The sequence below is a fragment of the Lactobacillus sp. UMNPBX6 genome (assembly GCF_002553975.1).
Taxonomy (GTDB): domain Bacteria; phylum Bacillota; class Bacilli; order Lactobacillales; family Lactobacillaceae; genus Lactobacillus; species Lactobacillus gallinarum.
Genome location: NZ_PCZD01000008.1, coordinates 22,186 through 42,916, shown reverse-complemented (window position 1 = coordinate 42,916; position 20,731 = coordinate 22,186). Strand labels below are relative to the sequence as shown.

The 20,731-nt window shown below is 36.9% G+C and carries 19 protein-coding genes, 1 pseudogene and 1 other annotated feature; of the genes and pseudogenes, 11 read left to right on the top strand and 9 right to left on the bottom strand.

Going from position 1 to position 20,731, the window contains the following annotated elements:
• Positions 1–17: 17 nt before the first annotated feature.
• From CP357_RS02605 to cbpB, 5 genes are all read right to left on the bottom strand, one after another.
• Entirely contained in the window at positions 18–287 is a 270-nt protein-coding gene (locus tag CP357_RS02605; RefSeq protein ID WP_087176272.1) for a Txe/YoeB family addiction module toxin, read from the bottom strand.
• Complete coding sequence (locus CP357_RS02600; RefSeq protein WP_003625002.1) at positions 274–582, bottom strand: type II toxin-antitoxin system Phd/YefM family antitoxin; 309 nt, start codon at positions 580–582, stop codon at positions 274–276. The genes CP357_RS02605 and CP357_RS02600 overlap by 14 nt, the downstream gene beginning before the upstream one ends.
• A gap of 130 nt (positions 583–712) precedes the next feature.
• On the bottom strand, positions 713–1,882 hold the full coding sequence (locus tag CP357_RS02595) for a cation:proton antiporter (RefSeq protein ID WP_025005990.1): 1,170 nt from the start codon (positions 1,880–1,882) through the stop codon (positions 713–715).
• A 39-nt stretch (positions 1,883–1,921) separates the two neighbouring features.
• Positions 1,922–1,978, bottom strand: a sequence feature (sodium ion sensor (DUF1646 type); this cis-regulatory element may regulate processes involved in with the transportation of sodium ions).
• Positions 1,979–2,615: 637 nt separating this feature from the next.
• Positions 2,616–4,472, bottom strand: coding sequence for a heavy metal translocating P-type ATPase (locus CP357_RS02585; RefSeq protein WP_098036467.1), 1,857 nt, complete (start codon positions 4,470–4,472; stop codon positions 2,616–2,618).
• Positions 4,473–4,605: 133 nt separating this feature from the next.
• Positions 4,606–5,076 carry a cyclic-di-AMP-binding protein CbpB gene (gene cbpB / locus CP357_RS02580; protein WP_025005988.1) on the bottom strand — a complete coding sequence of 157 codons (471 nt, stop codon included), beginning with the start codon at positions 5,074–5,076 and terminating at the stop codon, positions 4,606–4,608.
• Positions 5,077–5,651: 575 nt separating this feature from the next.
• Here cbpB and CP357_RS02570 point away from each other — a divergent pair.
• From CP357_RS02570 to CP357_RS02525, 10 genes are all read left to right on the top strand, one after another.
• The gene (locus CP357_RS02570) at positions 5,652–6,788 is read left to right on the top strand and encodes a YncE family protein (RefSeq protein WP_087176270.1); all 1,137 of its coding nucleotides are present in this window, start codon (positions 5,652–5,654) and stop codon (positions 6,786–6,788) included.
• An 18-nt stretch (positions 6,789–6,806) separates the two neighbouring features.
• Positions 6,807–7,103 carry a hypothetical protein gene (locus tag CP357_RS02565; protein ID WP_087236089.1) on the top strand — a complete coding sequence of 99 codons (297 nt, stop codon included), beginning with the start codon at positions 6,807–6,809 and terminating at the stop codon, positions 7,101–7,103.
• Between the two features lie 153 nt (positions 7,104–7,256).
• Positions 7,257–7,409 carry a teichoic acid D-Ala incorporation-associated protein DltX gene (locus tag CP357_RS02560; RefSeq protein ID WP_025005985.1) on the top strand — a complete coding sequence of 51 codons (153 nt, stop codon included), beginning with the start codon at positions 7,257–7,259 and terminating at the stop codon, positions 7,407–7,409.
• A 15-nt stretch (positions 7,410–7,424) separates the two neighbouring features.
• Positions 7,425–8,942 carry a D-alanine--poly(phosphoribitol) ligase subunit DltA gene (dltA, locus tag CP357_RS02555; protein WP_098036466.1) on the top strand — a complete coding sequence of 506 codons (1,518 nt, stop codon included), beginning with the start codon at positions 7,425–7,427 and terminating at the stop codon, positions 8,940–8,942.
• On the top strand, positions 8,942–10,180 hold the full coding sequence (gene dltB, locus CP357_RS02550; RefSeq protein ID WP_098036465.1) for a D-alanyl-lipoteichoic acid biosynthesis protein DltB: 1,239 nt from the start codon (positions 8,942–8,944) through the stop codon (positions 10,178–10,180). The genes dltA and dltB overlap by 1 nt, the downstream gene beginning before the upstream one ends.
• Before the next feature lie 58 nt (positions 10,181–10,238).
• Positions 10,239–10,478, top strand: a complete 240-nt coding sequence (gene dltC, locus CP357_RS02545; protein WP_013438765.1) for a D-alanine--poly(phosphoribitol) ligase subunit DltC — start codon at positions 10,239–10,241, stop codon at positions 10,476–10,478.
• Positions 10,471–11,757, top strand: coding sequence for a D-alanyl-lipoteichoic acid biosynthesis protein DltD (gene dltD / locus CP357_RS02540; RefSeq protein WP_025005982.1), 1,287 nt, complete (start codon positions 10,471–10,473; stop codon positions 11,755–11,757). The genes dltC and dltD overlap by 8 nt, the downstream gene beginning before the upstream one ends.
• Positions 11,757–12,701 carry a serine hydrolase gene (locus CP357_RS02535; RefSeq protein WP_087176265.1) on the top strand — a complete coding sequence of 315 codons (945 nt, stop codon included), beginning with the start codon at positions 11,757–11,759 and terminating at the stop codon, positions 12,699–12,701. Before dltD ends, CP357_RS02535 begins: the two co-directional genes overlap by 1 nt.
• A 167-nt stretch (positions 12,702–12,868) precedes the next feature.
• Complete coding sequence (locus CP357_RS02530; RefSeq protein ID WP_025005980.1) at positions 12,869–13,273, top strand: hypothetical protein; 405 nt, start codon at positions 12,869–12,871, stop codon at positions 13,271–13,273.
• A gap of 271 nt (positions 13,274–13,544) precedes the next feature.
• Entirely contained in the window at positions 13,545–14,219 is a 675-nt protein-coding gene (locus CP357_RS02525; RefSeq protein WP_098036464.1) for a DUF975 family protein, read from the top strand.
• Between the two features lie 65 nt (positions 14,220–14,284).
• Here the strand turns inward: CP357_RS02525 and CP357_RS02520 are convergent, their stop codons facing one another.
• Positions 14,285–15,244: a GH25 family lysozyme gene (locus CP357_RS02520; RefSeq protein ID WP_098036463.1), complete on the bottom strand. Its 960-nt coding sequence runs from the start codon at positions 15,242–15,244 to the stop codon at positions 14,285–14,287.
• 273 nt (positions 15,245–15,517) lie between these two features.
• On the opposite strand from CP357_RS02520, the gene CP357_RS02515 reads away from it, so the two are divergent.
• Positions 15,518–17,134: a polysaccharide biosynthesis protein gene (locus tag CP357_RS02515; protein WP_087176261.1), complete on the top strand. Its 1,617-nt coding sequence runs from the start codon at positions 15,518–15,520 to the stop codon at positions 17,132–17,134.
• A gap of 39 nt (positions 17,135–17,173) precedes the next feature.
• On the opposite strand, the gene CP357_RS02510 is transcribed toward CP357_RS02515, so the two are convergent.
• The 3 genes and pseudogenes from CP357_RS02510 to CP357_RS02500 all read right to left on the bottom strand — a co-directional run bounded on the left by CP357_RS02510 (position 17,174) and on the right by CP357_RS02500 (position 20,698).
• Positions 17,174–17,410 (bottom strand): hypothetical protein, encoded by a 237-nt coding sequence (locus CP357_RS02510; protein WP_025005976.1) that lies wholly within the window; start codon positions 17,408–17,410, stop codon positions 17,174–17,176.
• A 46-nt stretch (positions 17,411–17,456) separates the two neighbouring features.
• A pseudogene (locus CP357_RS02505) lies at positions 17,457–19,987 on the bottom strand (FtsX-like permease family protein).
• A gap of 9 nt (positions 19,988–19,996) precedes the next feature.
• Positions 19,997–20,698, bottom strand: coding sequence for an ABC transporter ATP-binding protein (locus CP357_RS02500; protein WP_087176260.1), 702 nt, complete (start codon positions 20,696–20,698; stop codon positions 19,997–19,999).
• Positions 20,699–20,731 lie beyond the last annotated feature (33 nt).

Sequence of the window (20,731 nt, the reverse complement as noted above, 5' to 3'; positions counted from 1 at the left end):
TTTTTGTCGAGGATTTTCTATTTAGAATAGTGATATTTTAGTTGCCATATTTGAAGTTCTGTTGCCGTAACTGAATAAACCATACGATCTTTGTGATTAATTTGTCGAGACCATGCACCGCTTAAATTTGCCTTTAAAGGTTCGGGTTTTCCTTTTCCAGTGAATGGATGGCGTTGACAATCTTTAATGAGGCTATCGATTTTCTTGGAAGTTTTTTTATCTTCTTTCTTCCACTCTAGATATTCATCCCAGGCATTATAGTTAAAATTTACGTTAAGCTTCGTCATCTTTAGTTAGGGCCTCGAATTCTTCTGGAGTTAAGATTTTGTTTCGGGTGTCTTTATTTTCAAACGATTCTTTAGCTTCCGCTAATGCATCACGATTTGCCTTAGTCCCTAGAAGATATGAGGTCTCTTGCCATGAATCATATTCTTTTTGTGAAATAATTACGACGTTTTTGTCTTTAGGACGAGCAACGATAACTGTAGTATCATAGTCATTAATGTCATCAGCAATTTTTTTAAAGTTATTACGTAAGTCACGAGCAGTAACTGCTTTAATATTATTTGGTGTTTGTAACATGTTCCATCATCTCCTAACAGTATTATATTATGTAGGCTAAATTGTGTCTACGTTTTATAATTAAAAAATCTAGTATTCGTTCATAAGCGAACATGAAAAAATCCCCGACGTTTTTGTCGAGGATTTTCTTTTACATAAATTCTTTACTATCTTTTTGTTTCTTAATGAAATAATTCAAAATAAATGGTGAAAGTACCGTTGTAACGATGATTACCAAAATCAAGCTTGAGTAAATATCTTCAGGGAAGAGGTGATGGGTAATCCCGATCTGTGCCACGATTAAGGCAACTTCACCACGAGAAATCATACCGGCACCTACAATGTTACCCTCATTCTTAGTAAAGCCGAAGACTTCACTTGAGTATTTACCAGCCCAGAATTTAGATAAGAGGGCTAAGATTGTCATTACGATAATGAACCAAATATCCTTGAAGAAGCTCTCAAAGGTCATTGAAAGACCGATGTCGGCAAAGAATACCGGAATAAAGATCGCATAACCGATTGCGGAAACTGAAGAGTGAACTTCTTTATATTGTGGCGTCTGTCTAATAGCCAAGCCACCAAAGAATGCACCTACAACGGCAGATAATCCAACAAAGTCGGCAGCCCAAGCCATAGTTAAAGCTAAGACAAGCGAACCGATAACTACAGAGTAGTCAACATCGATTTTTTCGGAAGCCTTCATAAAGTATGGGGCAACGAACTTAAAGATGACCCAAACAACTACAAAGTAGACAATTTCAATCAAAATATTGATAAAGAAGTTGTTAGTTAAACCGCTCTTACCGCCTTCGTGACTGAAAGTAGTGAACAAACTTAAAACAACTACGGCTAAGATATCATCAACTACAGCCGCACCTAAAATTGCTGTACCGGCACGGGTATGAAGTTGTCGTGCTTCTTGCAATACTACAACCGAAATTGAAACACTGGTTGCCGCAAAGACAATTCCGATAAAGAGTGCCTCAAGTGGCTTCATACCGAAGAAGTAGCTGGCAATTCCCATGAAGACAACTGGTAAGATAACCCCGACACTAGCGACGGTGAAACTTAATTTGAAGTATTTCTTTAGTAAATCGAGGTCACTTTCCAGGCCTGCTAAGAACATTAACAGGATAACCCCGAATTCTGAGAATAGACTGACAATATCGTTTGGCGTTACCCAATTTAGGATAGCTGGTCCAAGTAAGATTCCTGACAATAATTGTCCGATAACTGCAGGCATATTAAAGCGAGCAAAGAGCTGACCTAATAAGACTGTAGTTAATAGGATTAAGATTAATTCCCCTAAAAAATGCATGTATTCCCTTTCTATAAAAAAGCAAAAAGCCTTCAAGGTGCCTCTTGACCCAAAGAAGCAAATCTTGAAAGCTTTTATTCTGATAAAAACCCAACCACTAAATGAAATATTCAGTTGAGTTTAATTTTAATATTTTCCTAAACTAGATGCAAATTAGGTTGCAATTAAATCAATCTTCGCGATAACTTTTTTCCTTGCCAAACGGTTCTTCTTTAATATAAACTGTCCATTTTCCGTTTGATTTTAGGGCACTGATTGAATATTTATAAGGCGTTTCTAGATCATCATGTTTGCCTATCTTATATCCAACTTTGTTGAAGAGTTGTCTATTCTTATTCAATGTTTTTTGATTAGAAAATGAACTTTTATATTCATAGATGTGAAAGAATTTTATTCGAGCTTTTACGGGCTCAAGACTAATTGCATTTTACTGTATGCAATATTTTCTTGATGATTAACGTATAACTCGTAACTAGAATTAAGTACACAGAAAAGAATAGGTGGGACGATGAGTATCAAAAGTATTATTGATATTATTTTAGTTTTCATCTTCAGATATGGTACTCCTTGGTGATGTTTAGAAATTATGCTAAGAGAATTACTTATAATGATGTGGTCTCTTTCTTTAAGATTATAATATGATACCTTTAGAGTTAAACAATTTAATAAAATAAAAAGCTCTAGAATCATCTCGACTCTAGAGCTTTTTATTTTGTTAATATCTAATTTTTACTTACTCTTCCAAACCAAATTGCTTATTGCTTGGCTTAGTCTTAGCAAGAAGTCCCAAACTGATAGTGATCATGTCGACAACTTCCTGTAAGATAGCACCCCAAAAGGCAGGAATGACACCGGTGAAGGCGATCAATTCGATGATGATAACCACACCAATAGCAGTTAAAACATCGATGTTGGCAACCTTCATTGTATGTTTAGAAATAGCAACCGCATCATTAACCTTAGATAAATCGTTAACCATGATAACGGCATCGGCACTTTCACTGGCAGCTGTTGCGCCTTTAGCACCCATAGCGATACCGACATCAGCGGCAGTTAAACTTGGAGCATCGTTAACACCGTCACCAGTCATAACGACAGGACGCAAGTCTTTTGGTACTTCCTTGATAGCCTTAATCTTTTCAGCTGGTAAAAGATCGGCACGAATATCAGTAATGCCAGCTTTTTTACCAACCTTTTCAGCAACTTGCTTGTGGTCACCAGTAAGCATCATGATGTCTTCTGCACCTTGGCGCTTCAACTTCGCAATTGTATCAGCCGTTTCTGGACGAATTTCATCCATCATAGTAATGTAACCGGCAAACTTGCCATCGACTGAAACGAAGACAGCAGTTGAAGTTATGTCAATCTTTTCATGATTAGGATCTACGAAACTTAATTTACCCACCTTAACATGCTTGCCATTGACGTCACCTTCAACACCTTGAGCGGTAGTTTCCTTTAAGTTGGTAACTGGCTTGATTAACTTGCTGTCAGTAGCCTTAACCAAAGAACTGGCAATAACGTGGCTAGATTGTTGTTCAACACTAGCAGCTAAGCTTTGTAATTCTTCTTTTGAAAGAGCATCGCCTTCAGGGATGATTTGGTCAACCACCAATTGATTTTCAGTTAAAGTACCAGTCTTATCAAAGGCAAAAGTCTTAGCACGAGCTAACTTTTCAAGAGTTGGACCTGACTTAACAATAATGTGGTGAGCTGACATTGAACTCATACCACTGACTAAAGCAACAGGAGCTGCGATCAAAAGTGGACATGGAGAAGCAACAACCATAACTTCCGCAAATCTTGTAGCATCCCCAGACACTGCCCATGCAACACCACCAATAATCAATGAGATGATGGTAAATGGAACGGCGTAACGGTCGGCCATCTTAACGAACTTAGCTGGTTGAGCTTGTGATGACTTAACCAAAGCGACAATTGACTGATATTCTGAGTCCTTAGCAGCCTTAGTAACCTTCATCTGGACGGCAGCATCACCGTTAACGGAACCAGACATCAAGTCATCGCCTGGCTTTTTAGCAACAGGAACAGATTCACCGGTCAATGATGATTGGTCAAAGTTTGATTCACCTTTAACAATTTCACCATCAACTGGAACTTGTTGACCTGGTTTAATTAAAACAATGTCACCGATTTTCAAATCATCAACATTGACTTCGGTAATCTTGCCGTTGATTAACTTGTTGGCGATTCTAGGAGTATTGTTCAAAAGGGAACGCAATTCCTTGCTGGCTTGACCTGTAGCGTAGTCCTCCAGAGTTTCACCACCAGTAGACATTACCAAGATCATCCATTCAGCCCAATAATTGTTGATTAAAATAGTAGAAACAATCGCAATTACGGCTAAAATATCGACACCGTAACGGCCGGATTTCCAGTCATTGAATATTTCCATTAACAAAAGAACGGAAATCCAAATACCCAAAATGTCGATGATAATTGCTTGCGGATTCATTTGCAATTTAAGAATTGGCGTTACAAATAGAGTAGAAGCATGTAAACCAAATTCAAAAATTAAACTTATTACCCCGGCAATTAAAACGACAATAAATTTCCATTGACGTTTCATATGTATAGCCTCCAAAAAAGTAAATATATCACTCTACTCAAAACATTCTAACATTCTTTTACCATAAGAATACGTAAATAGAATTCTATTTTTCTTCATTAAAAAAGGCAGTCCATAATAGACTGCCCGTGGGTTATTTTATTTTGATTGATTTGTAGTGCTTATCATATGTATGGGTAACATAGTTAAAGGCTTTGATCCACTCTCGTCTAGTAAGTAATCCTTGGAAAACGCCGCGGTCATCGACGACCGGTAAAAAGGCGTTGTTAATCAATAAATGAAGCTGCGCCTCTAGCGTAGTTTCGACAAAATTTATTTTATCGAACTTGGTTTGCATGACATCTTTAACCTTTAATTGATCTAAAGGTGCGGTAGAAATTTCTTCATTCGTTAGCATCTTGTCTGTAATCATAGCTAAACTAAGCAGACCAACCACTTTTTTATCTTTATCTAAAACTGGAATTTTAGAATATTTAACTTTAGTAAGGATTAAAAAGGCATGATATAAAGGATTGTCATCTTGAACAAAGGCAATCCGGCTAGCTGGAATTAAAAACGAACCTGATTTTTCTTGAATTAAGTGTTTGATTGATGGTGAAAACATATTTGCGCCTCTTTTCTATCTTAAGTATACAGGAAAAAAGGAAAAGGCCCGCAAGATTTTGCGGACCTTATTAGTTTCATCTACTTTGGAGGAGTAAGAATGAATGAAATAAAAAAGTGGGAGTATGTAACAAGTTTCTACCGCCTTGTTACATTTTTTATAATACAGGCTAAATGTGAATTAAAAATGTTCAAATTCTTATGAAAAGGTAAAGATTTGCTTGTGAAGTATTTAAGAAATTGATTTTGGGCATAAGAAAAGCTCACGCAACGCACGTGAGCCGAAAGGGATAGATATGAAATTGACTAATTGGAGTAAGTCAATTCTTTTTATTTTCATTATTTACTTGGAGGAGTATGAATGAAAAACAAAAAAGTTGAGTTGTAGTAGTAAGTGGAAGTCTTACTTGCTACATTACATAGTATAACCTTAAATTGTGAAAAAAGTGTGACGAAATAAACTTTATTTTCGAAAAATCTATATTTTTAATGAAAATTCGTGGCAGATTAGTAAAAGTATAATGAATGTGGCTATAATGTTAGACATGTCAAAAAGGTAAAGAAAGGAACAGTTCGGTGAAAAAATTTGGAAAGTTTGTTTTGCAATTGATAATAACTGTTCTCATCTTAGTAGGTGTCGGAACAGGCGGCTATTTTGGCTATCAATGGTTGCAGAAACAAGAGATGCTGCGAGAGCGTCCTAAAGTAGTAAAAGCTAATGATGGAACAAATACGAGTGCAGCTTGGCATAATTTCAAAAACTATCAAAAAGCTTTACGTGAAAACTATCCTTTTATTAATAAAGTATCTACTTATGTTCCGCCGAGGACATGGGACGGAAAAGATTTTATTATTCCAGGACTGATTTCAACTAAGGCCTACAATTTTAAAACTAAGAAATACGATGTAGCAACTGCAATGACGCCTCAAGGAATCGCGGTAGCGAGCAAGTACATTTTAATTACTGCCTATGACGGGGATCATGTTCATGCTTCCGTTATCTATGTTTTAGATAAAAAGACGGGTAAATATATTAAGACAATTCAAGTTCCAGGTAGGCCGCATTTAGGCGGTATTGCATATGATCCCGTTGCTAAAAATATTTGGATTACAGGTTCATTAGGTAAGTCCTCAGCTTTAGCCGCATTTTCATTAAAAGAAATGAAAGAATATAAGCCAGGAAGCAGAATTCCAATTAAATATGATCACCAGATTGCAATTCCAGCAGTTGAAAAAGCATCTGCAGTTACCTATTATGACAGTCAATTATTTGTTGGATTCTTCAATATGTATGGACGCGGCAAAGTTGCGGCATATCGAATTGCTCGTAGCGGCAAAAACAAAGGTTCGATTACTAATAATGAAGTGAAATCTGTTACGGGTACGCTGCAGTGGTCAGATCCAACTGGCGAAACTAGCATGGATAAGCAGATTCAAGGGATTGCAATTTATCAAAATAAGATCTTCTTGAGTCAGTCATACGGTAGCGGTAGTTCTAAGCTGTACGTTTTCCCAACTTCTGCCTTAAATGCACTAGATGAAAAGAATGCGGAGTTAGAACTAGAAATGCCGCCATATTTGGAGCAGATTACAGCTTATAAAGGGCAACTACTTTGTCTATTTGAATCCGCGTCGCAGCAATATGCTAAGCCGAATGTTGTAGTAATGGATCGGATTTTATCCATCAATATTAATGCGTTGTTTGGCAATTAGGATGAAAGGAAACAAGCGATGAATCTCAATTACCGTCAAAAGGAAATCTTTTGGTTGCGTTTTGCGGGCTGGTTTTGCCTGCTGCCTGCAACAACGTATCTGTATTTGTATCAAAATCTACACTCATGGTTTTGTTTAGGCGAATTAATCATTATCGTATTGTTTGCAGCGTATATTTTGGCCACGGCAAAAAGCGATCGTTGGACTGATCCTAAAAATATGATGCGACTATTGATCTTTGCTTTAATTTTTGTTGCGGTAATTATAGCCATTCCGCTGTACTTCGCATACCGCAATTGCAAAAAAATGCAATAATAAAACGCTTTCCGTATATTTTATGCAGCCTTAATTTAAGAAAAAGTTTAAATTTGTTAAAATATATAGCGATGATGCGCTGATTGTTGCTATTTGTAGTAATATAAGACAAAGTAATAAAATGTTACAAAAATATTACTTGAGGGAGAAACAATGGATAAGAAATCGAAAATTGATTCTCGAGGCAAACGCGTCGGTATGTTTGTCTTGAAAACGATTGTTTATTTTGGGATCCTGATGGCCCTTATTTATTTGTATGAATATAGTGGACTTACTTCAGTTCATTTCATTTATAACGAATTTTAAGGTAGGTGCTGTTACATGATTCAAGATGTTATTAAGAGAATAGATGAGATAGCTGAACAAGAACCAGATCGTGTTGTTTACGACTATCTTGGTAAAACCAATACATATGGCGAACTTAAGCAGCGTTCCAATGCGTGGGCACACAAGATTGCTGCGATGGATATTCCAGATCATGCTCCAATCATGATCTGGGGTGGTCAAACTTTTGAAATGGTTGCTAGTTTCCTTGGCTGTGTTAAGTCAGGTCACGCATATATTCCAATTGCTAGCTACTCAAACGCTGAACGTTTGACCATGATCCAAGATGTTTCAAAATCACCAATGGTTTTGGAAATTGATCCATTGCCAGATGTTGATTTGTCTGATGTTCAAGTGCTTAAGGCTAGTGAAGTTGAAGATGGCGACTTTACTGTTAATGAAGACGATTTTGTCGAAGGCGACGATAATTACTACATTATCTTTACTTCAGGTACAACTGGTAAGCCTAAGGGTGTACAAATTAGTCATGACAATTTGCTTAGTTTCGTAAACTGGGAATTATCAGACTTCAATTTGCCAGAAAATCCAAGCTTCTTGGCACAAGCACCATATTCTTTCGACTTGTCAGTTATGAGTCTTTACCCAGCACTTGTTTCTGCTGGTAAGTTAGTGGTACTTCCACATGATGTTACTCAAAACTTTGGTAAATTATTCCAGACTTTGCCAAAGATGCAATTCAACGTATGGGTATCTACACCATCATTTGCACAAATGTGCTTCTTAGATAAGACTTTTGATAGTGAACATCACCCAGATTTGACTCACTTCTTATTCTGTGGGGAAGAATTACCACACAGTGAAGCAGACATGCTTAAGAAGAGATTCCCAGAAAGTCACATCTTCAACACTTACGGTCCAACTGAAACTACAGTTGCTGTTACTCAAGTCGAAATTACTGACGAAGTACTTGAAAAGTATGACCGTTTGCCAATTGGTAAAGTTAAGGAAGATACTAAGATTACAATTGATACTTCAAAGGGTGATAAACCTGGCGAAGGTGAAATTATCATTAACGGTCCTAGCGTTTCTAAGGGTTACATGAATAACCCAGAAAAAACGGAAGCTGCTTTCTTCCATAAAGATGGCGAAAAGTATGCTAGCTACCGCAGTGGGGATGCCGGATTCTTTGATGACGGCGACATGCTATTTTATCGCGGTAGAATTGACTTCCAAATTAAGTTCAATGGTTACAGAATCGAACTTGAAGAAATCAACTTCTACTTAACTAAGAATAAATACGTTCGTTATGGCGTTGCGGCACCTAAATACAATAAGGACCACACTGTTAAGCAAATCGTTGCAGAAATCGAATTAAAGGAGGGCGTAGCGCGTCAGCACTCAGAAGCTGCTTTAACTAAGGAAATTCGTGAAGATTTAGCTAAGAACGTTATGCCTTACATGATTCCACAACGTTTTGTTTACCAAGATAAATTGCCAATTTCTCAAAATGGTAAGGTAGATATCAAAGCGGTTATTAAGGAGGTTAATAAGTAGTGAATTTTAATTTCATTAACTTACAACCTTATTCAAATCCGCAATATTTCATTTATTTGATGATTGCTTTAATCCCAATCATTTTGGGGTTATACTTCGGTCATCGTTTCAAGACATATGAAGCAATTTTCTCAATTGTTTTCTTATTCTTGATTTTTGATGGTAGTCACTGGCAACAAGGGGTTAACTTATTAATCTGGCTGGTTTATGAGTTTATTTTGACCTTTGCTTATCAGTATTATCGTCATCACGGTAAAAATAAGACTTGGGTATTTAGCTTAGCAGTAATTCTGGCAATTATTCCATTAGCTGCAGTTAAATATTTAACTGCTTTTCCTGATAATTCCATCGGCTTTGTAATTGGGTTCTTAGGTATTTCATATGTAACCTTTAAGACCGTTCAAGTTATTATGGAAATGCGTGATGGTGCGATTAAGAAGGTGGATCCTGTAACTTATGCAAGATTCTTGCTCTTCTTCCCAACCATTTCATCAGGTCCTATTGATCGTTACCGTAGATTTAAGAAGGATTATGAAAAGGTTCCTACAAGGGATGCATATATTACTGATTTGCAATATGCAGTAAGATATTTATTCCAAGGCTTTTTATATAAGTTTGTTATTGGTTGGTTCTTTGGTACTTATTGGTTACCAAAGATCACTGCCTCTGCATTAGCAGTCGGCAATGCAAATGGTGGTTTGAAGCTTTCATGGTGGGTACTTGCTTACATGTATTGTTACAGCATGTACTTGTTCTTTGACTTTGCAGGTTATTCATTATTTGCCGTATCAATTTCATACTTCATGGGTATTCATACCCCAATGAACTTCAATAAGCCATTTATTTCTAAGAACATTAAAGATTTCTGGAATCGTTGGCATATGACTTTGTCATTCTGGTTCCGTGACTACATCTATATGCGATTCTCTTTCTTTGCAATGAAGAAAAAATTGTTTAAGAATCGAATTAGATTGTCACAAGTTTCTTACTTCCTGTTGTTCTTAATCCAGGGTTTCTGGCACGGCTTAACGTGGTATTATATTGTTTATGGTATCTTCCACGCTTCAGCTATTTGTATCAACGATATGTGGCTTAGATTTAAGGGAAAGCATAAGAAGCAAATTCCATCTAACAAGTTTACTGAATGGTTCGCCATTTTCTTAACCTTTAACGTAGTTTGCTTCAGTTTCTTGATTTTCTCAGGATTTCTTAGTCAACTATGGTTCGGTTGGAAATAAGCTTATATAATATGGAATGATATTAATTAAGTATTTGTGTTGAATAGAGGTATTAATTATGGACACTAAACAAGGCGTATTAGACATTTTAAACGATTTAACTGGTGAAGATTTATCAGATCAAATGGATGAAAACATCTTTGACAATGGTTTGATGGACTCAATGGCAAGTGTACAAATGCTTTTGAGCTTACAAGAAAAGTTTGATATTGATGTTCCCGTTTCAGAATTCAAGCGTGCTGAATGGGATACTCCAAACAAGATTGTTGCAAAGGTGGAAAGCTTAGAAAATGAGTAATAAACGCCGGCTGTGGCAAATCTTTGGCCCAGTTATTTGCGCTTTTATCCTTTTATTAGTTGTATTCCTTATTCCCTGGGAAAGAACTTTTTCTAAGCAAACAATCTATGAAGCTGCTGCTTCACAAAATACAACTGTCTTTAAGGGCAGCACCATGAAGCAAGAAGCTTTTGATGACGGCTATGTACCTTTCTATGGTTCAAGTGAATTATCAAGATTTGATCCATTGCACCCTAGTGTAATTGCGGAAAAGTACCATCGAAACTACCGTCCATTCTTGCTTGGTGGTCCAGGTAGTCAATCTTTGGCTCAGTTTTTGGGGATGCAAGGCACAGCTAAGCAACTTAAGAATAAAAAGGCTGTTGTGATTATTTCACCACAATGGTTTACCAAAAAGGGTCAAGATCCTAATGCCTTTGCTTTGTATTATTCACCACTTCAAGCATGTAATTTCTTGTTAAGTGCTAAGAATAATAAGACTGATCGTTACGCTGCTAAGCGTTTGCTTGAAATGCCAGACGTTAAGGGCGAAATTAAGAATAGTCTTCAGCAAATTGCGGAAGGTAAGAAACTAACCACTTTCCAAAAGTTTTACTTAAACAATCGTCGTAGAATGCTCAGTAATGAAGATAACTTCTTCAGTGCATTCCAATTGCGCGATCGTGTAAATAAGATTCAAAAGAAAGCTAAAGTTTTACCAAGTGCATACTCTGTTAAGGCTTTGAATAAGGTCGCTGCAGAACAAGCTGCAATGCATACTAATTCAAATAACTTAGGAATTGACAATACTTTCTATAGAACTCGTTTGCCTAAGAAGGTATTGAAGCGTTTGAAGGGTAGTCAACGTAATTTCGACTATGTTCACTCAGTTGAATATGGTGACTTCCAATTAATGCTGGAACAATTTGCTAAGCAACATACTAATGTATTGTTCATTATTCCTCCAATTAACGGAAAATGGATGAAGTACACTGGTTTATCAGAAAAAATGTACCAGGAATCTGTTGCTAAGATTGAACACCAACTTGTTAACCAAGGTTTTGAAAATGTAGTAGATCTTTCAAAACGTGGTAATGAAAAGTACTTCATGGAAGATACTATTCACTTAGGTTGGAAAGGATGGGTTGCAGTTGATCAAGCTGTTAAGCCATTCATGGAATTACCAAATAGACGTTACAACTACTACATGTCTAACTACTACTACTCTAAGAAGTGGCAGAATAAAGACGATGTTAAGAGCGTCGATTTGACTAATAAGAACAGTTTAAAAGCAAAGTAGTGCGCCAGGCTATTGATCGTTTAGGCATTAAAGGATCTGTCTTGGTAACAAGCAACAGAAAACCTTTACTTGAGTACGCTACAAATAATAGTACTGACACTAGTTATTTGATTAATTCAGTGCAAAAATCAATGACTGCTGCGATGGTCATGCGTGAGGTACAAAAGGGAAAGCTGAGTTTAGATGATCCACTTTCTAAGTTTTACCCTAACGTAGATGGTGCAGATAATGTCAAGATTAGCAACTTGTTAACCATGACTTCTGGATTAGATCTAGAAACTGATCAACAATTGGGGACACCGGAATTTATTTCAGATGAAGCCAATATTGCTCACGATGCAAAATACACTGTGTTTGACGGTAGAAAGTTAGGCAAGTGGCATTATACAGCTGTAAACTACATTTACCTTTGTGGTATCTTGTCTAAGCTTGAACATAAGTCTTATGAAAAACTATTCCGTGAGACTTACATCAAGCCGCTTAAGTTAAAGCAAACCGAATTTTTATGGTCAAGCATGACTAAGTTGAAATCTGCAGGCTGGGTTCCAGGCTACGAAAGAAGTTCTGGTCAATTCATGAGAGTTGATCATGATCAGGCTGTGAAGGATGCACATAATGAATTAGGTGCAGGCTCTATTGTGATGTCTAATGCTGATTTAGCAAAAACGATTGAGTATATCCTACATGGTAAATTACTGACTAAAGAAAGCAGAAAAGTGCTTTTCAAGGGTAAGGCACCGTCATACTACAATGGTGGTTTTTATAACTTGAAGAAGTACAAGGCAGCTAATGGTGCTGGTGAAGGTTATTACACCTTCTTGCGTACTACCAAAGGTGCTAAGGACATGATTATTATTCAGGATAATCACACTGCTCATGGCGAATTTGGTAAGATTAAAAAGAAAGTAAACCGCATTATGTCGATAATGCTGCACTTTAATTAAAGAGAAAGGACGAGGCGTTGAGCCTCGTCTTTTTTGCGTATGTAAGTGAATTTGTTTAATATATAGCTAATACTATTTTAAATTATAAATATATAGAATAAAAAACAGCTTATGGTCTATAATTTAAGTGAATCATAAAAGCGATTTAATTGGAAAGCGCGAATATTATGGCAACTTTAGTTACATATGGTGTATTTGTTTTTATTGCAATAATGGGTATTGTTCAAATTTTAATTAGTAATTCTGTTATGAAGCAAACTGCTGGTAATAAAGGATATAATGCTGCCAACGTTGGACGCAATAGTAGAAGAATCGGTTATGCTTTAATTATCATAGGCATTGGGCTAATCATCTTATGGTCTGCTGGCAATGCCAATAATGGTGCTATCTATAAGTGGACTGCAATTGTTGCAGGAATTTTTGTAACAATTATCGGAATTTATAACGCTTGGCAAATTCACAAATCTATTAATGCTGAGCATCCCCTCAAAGAAGGTAAAAACGCAGGTCATCTTGCAATAGCAGTATTACAAATTATCTTTGGCATTATCGCAATTATTTGTGGATTATAACTATCAAAATAACAATCTGTATCAATCCGTGTCATTTTGCTTGTTTTTTATATTTTTGAATGCTAGAATTTTCATGTACCGCCGCTAGTAGTAGTCATTTTCTCCGGTAGCGAAAATGTTATCTTCTATATGTGGTCAGAGACGGCGGTCAACACTGTGTGAGCCTAGTTCCGTGTTGGTGGAATTAGGCTTTTTTGATACCATTTTTTATTGACTATAATCTACGCTTAGGTGACACTAATTATGTAACTGATATAGAAAGAGTGGGAAAATGGCTGTTACAAGAAAAGAATTAAAAGACAATGCCAAGCAATCCTTACGTGGAAATTGGGGCTGGGCAATAATTGTCTTCTTGATTACCGCAATTATCGTTGGCATTTTTACTGGCGCTGGTCACTGGTTAGATGAAACTTACATAAATTATGACGGAACCAATATTTTCTACCAATTTGCTAGTCCAATTGGATCAATTCTCCTTTGGATCGGTAGTTTCATTGGTTTGAGTAGAAACATTGCATTTCTAGAATTAAGAGACGATCAAAAAGAAGAAAAACCATATATGGCCGCATTTTCGGTCTTTACTGAGAATCGCTTTGGTCCAGAATTGATTAATTTCGTGCTGGTTTCTATTTTTACATTCTTATGGACTTGGCTTTTGATTATCCCAGGTATTATCAAAGCTTATTCTTATTCCATGACACCGTATATCGTGAAGGACATGGTAGCCAGCGATAAGCAAGTCGGTGCAACTGACGGAATTAATGCCAGCAAGGAGCTCATGAAGAGCCACAAGATGGATTTGTTTATCTTTGACTTAAGTTTCCTAGGCTGGAACATTTTGGCCGCTATAACCTGCGGAATTGGCTATTTATGGGTTACTCCATATTACCAAACTGCTAAAGCAAACTTTTACCGTCACATTGCAGGCGATAAGTTCTTAAAGTAAAAAAGCAAAATAAAATGCATCAGGTAAGTTTTTACCTGGTGCATTTTTTGATAGCTAATTATTTTTTAGTAAAGGTTAGCAGCCTTGATGTATTTGTTTTTGCCAATCTTGTAGTACTTTTTACCATGAATAGTCTTCTTACCGTGAACAGTAACAGAATGGTTCTTCTTCAAGGCCTTGTGCTTCTTACGCTTGCCGTTCTTATCGTAAACATAAGCGTTGTGCTTCAATACACGAGCCTTACCGGTATTCTTCTTAGGAGCTTGAGAAACTGCATTACCTGATGATGAAAGTGGCAAAACGTTGATGTTACCGTCTACGTTAAGGCCACGCCAGTTATCAGTAAATTGCCAAATTGAAACACCGTTCATTGATGGGAAGTAGTTAAAGTTAGGATTGTCGATACGACCTGAAATAGCGTATGAAGCAACCCATAAACTGTTAGGAAATGCATTAACTACTTTGTTAGTGTTAATGTTGTTTCTCAATACAGATGAACTAGCGTAAAGAAGTGGCTTGTAACCAGCATCCTTAACTTTCTTCATGAAAGCAATAATTGCGTTAGCAGTAGGGTTCTTACCCATGTTGATGTTGTTACCATCGCCTGATTCATAATCACAAGCAAGGTATGAACCTGGGTTAAGACCTACAGCCTTGGCTGATGCAATAGCATAATTTGCTTCACGCTTAGCAGCTGAAGTGCTTGCACTGAAAGTAGCGAAGTGGTAGCCCATTGGCATCATGTTTTGACGACGTGCGCTAGCAACTTGACCACTAGCCTTAGGGTTTCTGTAGCCTGTACCTTCACTAACCTTAACTACAGCAAACTTAGCGCCAGATCTAGCGTGAGCAGACAAGTCAGCACTTTGGTAACTAGCAACGTCAATCCCAAGTGAACGTGCAGCTACGGAAGTAGTTGAAGCTTGCACAGTTTGTGGAGCTTGAGCCTTTACTGCAGCGATACCTGTAGTTGAAAAAATAGCAACGCATGCTAATTTAGTAATAAATCTCTTCTTAAAAAACAACGTAAATCCCCCATGATTTTTTTATTAATAGAATTATAAATAATCAGTAACTTTCACATAGAAACATTTCAATCATAATGATTATTCTGAGGCGGGTCAAGCCTCCTAACGATAAATTAAACTATAGGTAATAATATGGTAACTAATGTAACTAATTTGTATTATTCCTCGACTAAATTTCTCTAAAAAGAAGCCCCTTTGTTCCCAAAAATGAAAAAATCCACGTATAATTAATGAGGCACAATGAGATAACGTAGATTTGAGGTTTTACTGTTGAATAAAAAGATCCTATCGGGTTCGTTTTGGCTATCGTTTGGTAGTATCGTATCGAGAATTCTAGGAGTTGTATATTTAATTCCTTGGTTGATTATGTTGGGGAGCTATCACAACCAATTGAATGCGCAAGCTCTGTTTAATTCTTCGTACACGCCTTATGCATTATTTTTATCTGTCGGAACCGCGGGGCTTCCTTCAGTTATTGCCCGGGAAGTATCACAATTAAATTCGCAAAATAGATATAAAGATAGTTTGTATATTACCAAGCTGGGACTCATTATCATGTTAGTAATGGGGTTAGCCTGCGGAATTTTGCTATATGTAACTGCACCAATCATTGCTAAAAACAGTCCGGTTGATTCTGTAGCTAGTGCAACGATTTCAATTCGTGTTTTAGTTCCAGCCGTAATTATTTTGCCATCAATGAGTATGGTAAGAGGATGGTTTCAAGGAAATAATGATATGAAGCCATACGGAATTTCCCAATTATGGGAACAATTTGCGCGGATTCTCTTTATTTTGTTGGCAACTCTTTTAGTTATTGAGGTTTTTCATCATAATTACGTAATCGCAGTTTATTTTAGCGTTTTCGGTGCTTGTGTTGGCGCTATTGCTAGTTATTTGTACCTCTTTGCGTATTTACGCAAGCGGTGGGGTCATTATAAGCAGCTTCTTGAAAATAGCGAAGAGCGTGCTTTAAACAACGTAACACGAAGCTTGCTTAATCTGTGGTATGCTTCTATACCTTTTGTTTTATTAGGTTCTTTTATTACCGTTACTCAATTAGTAGATCAATTATTGTTCAAGCAGGTATTGATTAATTTTAATCATCTCAGCAGCACTTACGTTAGCTATATTTATACGATTTTTTCAGCTAATCCTAGCAAGATTACTACGGTAATTATTTCTTTAGCGACGGCTGTATCTGAAACAAGTTTGCCATTATTAGCTGGACTTAAGTTTAAGAGTAAGGATCGACAAGAAAGCATTAAAAAATTATTGTTAGAAAACTACCGTTTACTTTTATTTGTATTATTACCAGTAGTAGCATTAGGTGCATTTGCGGCATCACCAATTTATACGGTGCTTTTTTCTCATGATAGTCTCGGCGCATATTATCTAGTTGAAAATATTGTCCAGAGTTTGTTAGCTGGACTAGTAATGAATTCGTTGACTCTACTGCTTGCTTTGAATATGAATAAACTAGCCGTGATTTACATGGTTTGGGGCGTTGTGTTTAAAGTGATCTTGCAAGTCCCAATGACTATGTTTATGAATGCGGACGGTGCAATTTTATCTACGGACATTTCATTTTTGATTGTAATTTGGCTTAGCTATCATAAACTTAACAAGACCTATGGCATTCGTCTTACTAGCTTATTGCCAATTGTGGTTACTAATGAGATTTATATAGTTATCTTGTTTATTTATCAATTGCTGATAGGAAATCACTTTAATCATTTAGGACGAGTGGGGAGTTTTATTTATTTAGCAATTTTTGGTTTAATCTTTTTAGGATTATACGTATTAATTTCGAACTTAATGGGTATTTCCCAAGAAATTTTTGGTAAAAAAATCGGCTATCGTTATTACCGTTATAAACATTATCATTAAAAAAGGCAGCAGGTTTTCCTGCCGCCTTTTTTAGTAGTTTTAATAGTTACGATTGATGTCGCCCATGCTGGAACGCATTGCTTCATCAACGTATCTTGACGTTTCAACATCAGCTTCTTTCAAAGCCTCTTGAACGTCTTTATAGCTCATTTGGTTAACGAGATAGAATCTCAATGCTGTATTAACTAAGTCATTAAAGTCAGTATCGTTAATTTCGTTATATTTGTCGATTAATTTAGCAATATCGCTATTTAATTCAAAGTGTTTTCTTGGCATAATTGTTCCCACCCTTTTCTATAAAGGCATTATAGCATAATGCTTGCTAATCAATTGATGACAAAGCATCTAGCATATTGATCTTTTTAATCTTGTGGTGAACTACAACTGCTAAGGCAGCAGTAATGATTGCTGGAATCAATGCGGAGAATACAAAGTTAAATGGATACATATTTGGATCAAACATTGCGGCATCTGGCGGCAAGCTGGTGATAATAAAGTGGTGCAGCCACCAACCGAAACCAAAGCCAACAATAATTCCTAATGCAGAGAGAATAATAGTCTCCCGATAGATATACATGGTAGCTTCATTGTCATAAAATCCCAACACCTTGATAGTAGCCAGCTCCCGAATTCTTTCTGCAACGTTGATGTTGGTCAAATTGTAGATAACGACAATGTCGAGCATCCCTGAAATCAAAATAAAGATAACTTCGTTCAGACTACCGGTGTAGCTGCCTAATATTTTTCTATTCGAAGAATTGGAAATCACTGTTTCAATTGCGGCCGTTTTGACTAACTTCCTGCTAATACGATTAACTTCTTGCGGTTCATGACTTCTCATAGTAACGAGATAGGCATTCGCAGCGTATTTTTGACCAGTAGCGCGGGCGTATTCTTTTTGATTCATAAAGACGTAATGCCCCAAATACATTTCACAAATTCCTTTAACTTTAAAGCGGTAAGTTTTTCAAGCGCTGTTTTTTAGAGAAATAGTTGAGCCTTTCCTGGCGTTTAACAAGGTAGCTAATTTTTCAGAAATAATTACGCCATCGTCAGGCAAAGTGAGTTTCTTTTTACTTTGCCTTTCTCTTAAATTGATTTATTTCCTAAAATTAGCGGCTGATTCTGGTGTAATCATCATGATGTTTTCAGTTGAACCGCTTTGATTAAGATGCTTGGTTAATTGCTGATACTGCACGGCATTTGTTTGTGTAATATCTTTTTCTTTAAAAATGCTATCTAATTCATGCTGCTCTTTTTTAGTAACATGTTTGCTCTTTAAAGCAATGATGTCATTTTTTTGGACAGCGGAATATTGAATATTGCCAATTCCCTGAAGAGAATCACGAATGCCGAATCCCATACCTAGCAAGCCTGTACAACCTGCTACGCCAAAAATGGTCATTAACATTCTACTCTTGTAGCGGAAGATGTTTCGTGCAGTAACTTTGGCAGAAAAACTCATGTGTTTCCATAACCAGGGGATGTGTTCCAGTAAAATACGAGAACCATTTTTAGGTGGTTTAGGTAAAAGCAATGCTGCTGGCTTTTCTTTTAGAGTTTGATAAAGCGTCAACATAGAAACAGCAGTAGTAGCAAGTAGTGCGATAATTAACGAAATAAGCAATGGCCACCAAGCAAAGTTAAGCTGGTAATCACTTCCCAATGTGGAACTAGCTAGGTAAGCCTTGATAATCATGTTAGGCAAGAAAGTATAACCTAAGCTAGCACCTAAGATCACGCCTAAAATTGCCGCAGAAGTGCTGTAAAGCAAGAACTTGAGCGCAATGCTAGCGTTGCTATAACCGAGTGCCTTAAATGTTCCAATATTAGTACGTTCTTCTTCTACGAAACGCATCATGGTAGTCAAACTGACCAATGCAGCAACGGCAAACAAAAAGACAGGGAAGACGTTGGCTAAAACTTCGACTCGCTCAGAATCAGCACGATAGGATGAATACCCTTGGCTTTCCTCACGACTGTTAATGGTATAGCTAGGATAATCGATTTGGATTTTATTTTTAGGTACCTCAATTTGCTCAGGCGTAATAGGGATGCCTTTTTTGATTAATTGCTCAGCGGCCTTCTTTTGATATTGTTTTTGATATAGCTGAACGTATTTATCGTATTTGTCTTGTCTATTCTTGTTTAAAGCCTTCTGCAATTTGTTTTGATCATGGTAAACGCGATTGCGATAAGTGACACTAAATGGGCTCAGATTAGCGGTGTTTTTAAAAGTTACACGTGAAACTTGATACACAGGTGAAGCGAACGCATTATGCGTTGTTACAGCGAATCCACTTAGTCGACCATTGCCGATATTGGTCTGACCGAATTGTGTTTTATCCAAAAATTCGCTTGATTTAACAAAGCCGACAATTTTATATGTTTTATTCTTTAGGATTCCTGGTTTGACGAAACTGATTTTTTCTCCGATGTGATACTTATTTTTTAGCAAATAAGAAAGAGCAATTTCTTTATTGTTTTCTGGGAAATGGCCCTTAATTCATAGCTTGAGAGATTATTTGACTGAGAGAATACCCGCAAGACATCTTGCTTATTTTTGACTTTTACATCTTGCAGATAGCCAAAGGTAGCCTGCTTAATTTCAGGGAGATTTTGAATGGTTGCTCGATCAGTTGAATTAATTCCGTAGTTGGAACTAACGGTGACATCGGCTAAATTGTGCTTAGTAAAAAAGTCCGCACCTGTTGCACGCATATCGGGGCCGGCTATTTTTAGTCCTACGAAGGCAAAAGTACCTAAACCAATTAGTAAGATAATTGCGATATAACGACCAAGCGAATGCGTTATGGCTTGGAAAGCGTCCTTCCATAAAATTGATTTGTGCATTATCAACACCTACCATTCAATGCTGCTGATATCCGCAGGCTGATCATTAGTTTCAATCTTTTGAATGCTACCGTCACGAATACGAATTACTTTATCCGCAATTGGTGCAATAGCGGCGTTATGGGTAACGATGAGCACAGTGGAGCCATTTTTTCGGCTCATGTCTTGTAGAATTTTTAAAATCTGTTTACCGGTTTTGTAATCGAGTGCTCCTGTTGGCTCATCACACAATAATAGCTCTGGCTTTTTCGCAATAGCACGAGCAATAGCGACACGTTGTTGTTCACCACCAGATAATTGAGCGGGAAAATTTTGCTCTCTATCAGATAAGTCTACTTCTCTTAAAGCCTCATCTGGATTCATTGCATCAGGCACGATTTGCGCAGCCAGTTCTACGTTTTCTTTTGCAGTTAGATTAGGGATTAAATTATAGAATTGAAAGACAAATCCCACATAATTTCTGCGGTAAGTTGTTAATTGTTTGGCGTTATAAGATGCAATGTTTTTGCCTGCGACGATCACATCACCGCTTGTATTAGGTTCCATTCCGCCTAGAATATTGAGCAGTGTGGATTTGCCTACTCCTGAAGAGCCTAAGATAACTACTAATTCTCCCTTATTAATAGAAAAAGTAATATCTTTATTGGCGTAAATAGTTGCATCCCCAGATTGATAAATTTTAGTATTATTTTTTAATTCTATATAGGCCATAATTATCAACTTCCTAGCATCATTGTATAATGT

Bases quoted from the DNA above. Each gene is read 5' to 3' on its own strand.
- CP357_RS02605 (WP_087176272.1), bottom strand. From the start codon at position 287: ATGACGAAGCTTAACGTAAATTTTAACTATAATGCCTGGGATGAATAT.
- CP357_RS02600 (WP_003625002.1), bottom strand. From the start codon at position 582: ATGTTACAAACACCAAATAATATTAAAGCAGTTACTGCTCGTGACTTA.
- CP357_RS02595 (WP_025005990.1), bottom strand. From the start codon at position 1,882: ATGCATTTTTTAGGGGAATTAATCTTAATCCTATTAACTACAGTCTTA.
- CP357_RS02585 (WP_098036467.1), bottom strand. From the start codon at position 4,472: ATGAAACGTCAATGGAAATTTATTGTCGTTTTAATTGCCGGGGTAATA.
- cbpB (WP_025005988.1), bottom strand. From the start codon at position 5,076: ATGTTTTCACCATCAATCAAACACTTAATTCAAGAAAAATCAGGTTCG.
- CP357_RS02565 (WP_087236089.1), top strand. From the start codon at position 6,807: ATGAATCTCAATTACCGTCAAAAGGAAATCTTTTGGTTGCGTTTTGCG.
- CP357_RS02560 (WP_025005985.1), top strand. From the start codon at position 7,257: ATGGATAAGAAATCGAAAATTGATTCTCGAGGCAAACGCGTCGGTATG.
- dltA (WP_098036466.1), top strand. From the start codon at position 7,425: ATGATTCAAGATGTTATTAAGAGAATAGATGAGATAGCTGAACAAGAA.
- dltC (WP_013438765.1), top strand. From the start codon at position 10,239: ATGGACACTAAACAAGGCGTATTAGACATTTTAAACGATTTAACTGGT.
- dltD (WP_025005982.1), top strand. From the start codon at position 10,471: ATGAGTAATAAACGCCGGCTGTGGCAAATCTTTGGCCCAGTTATTTGC.
- CP357_RS02530 (WP_025005980.1), top strand. From the start codon at position 12,869: ATGGCAACTTTAGTTACATATGGTGTATTTGTTTTTATTGCAATAATG.
- CP357_RS02525 (WP_098036464.1), top strand. From the start codon at position 13,545: ATGGCTGTTACAAGAAAAGAATTAAAAGACAATGCCAAGCAATCCTTA.
- CP357_RS02510 (WP_025005976.1), bottom strand. From the start codon at position 17,410: ATGCCAAGAAAACACTTTGAATTAAATAGCGATATTGCTAAATTAATC.
- CP357_RS02500 (WP_087176260.1), bottom strand. From the start codon at position 20,698: ATGGCCTATATAGAATTAAAAAATAATACTAAAATTTATCAATCTGGG.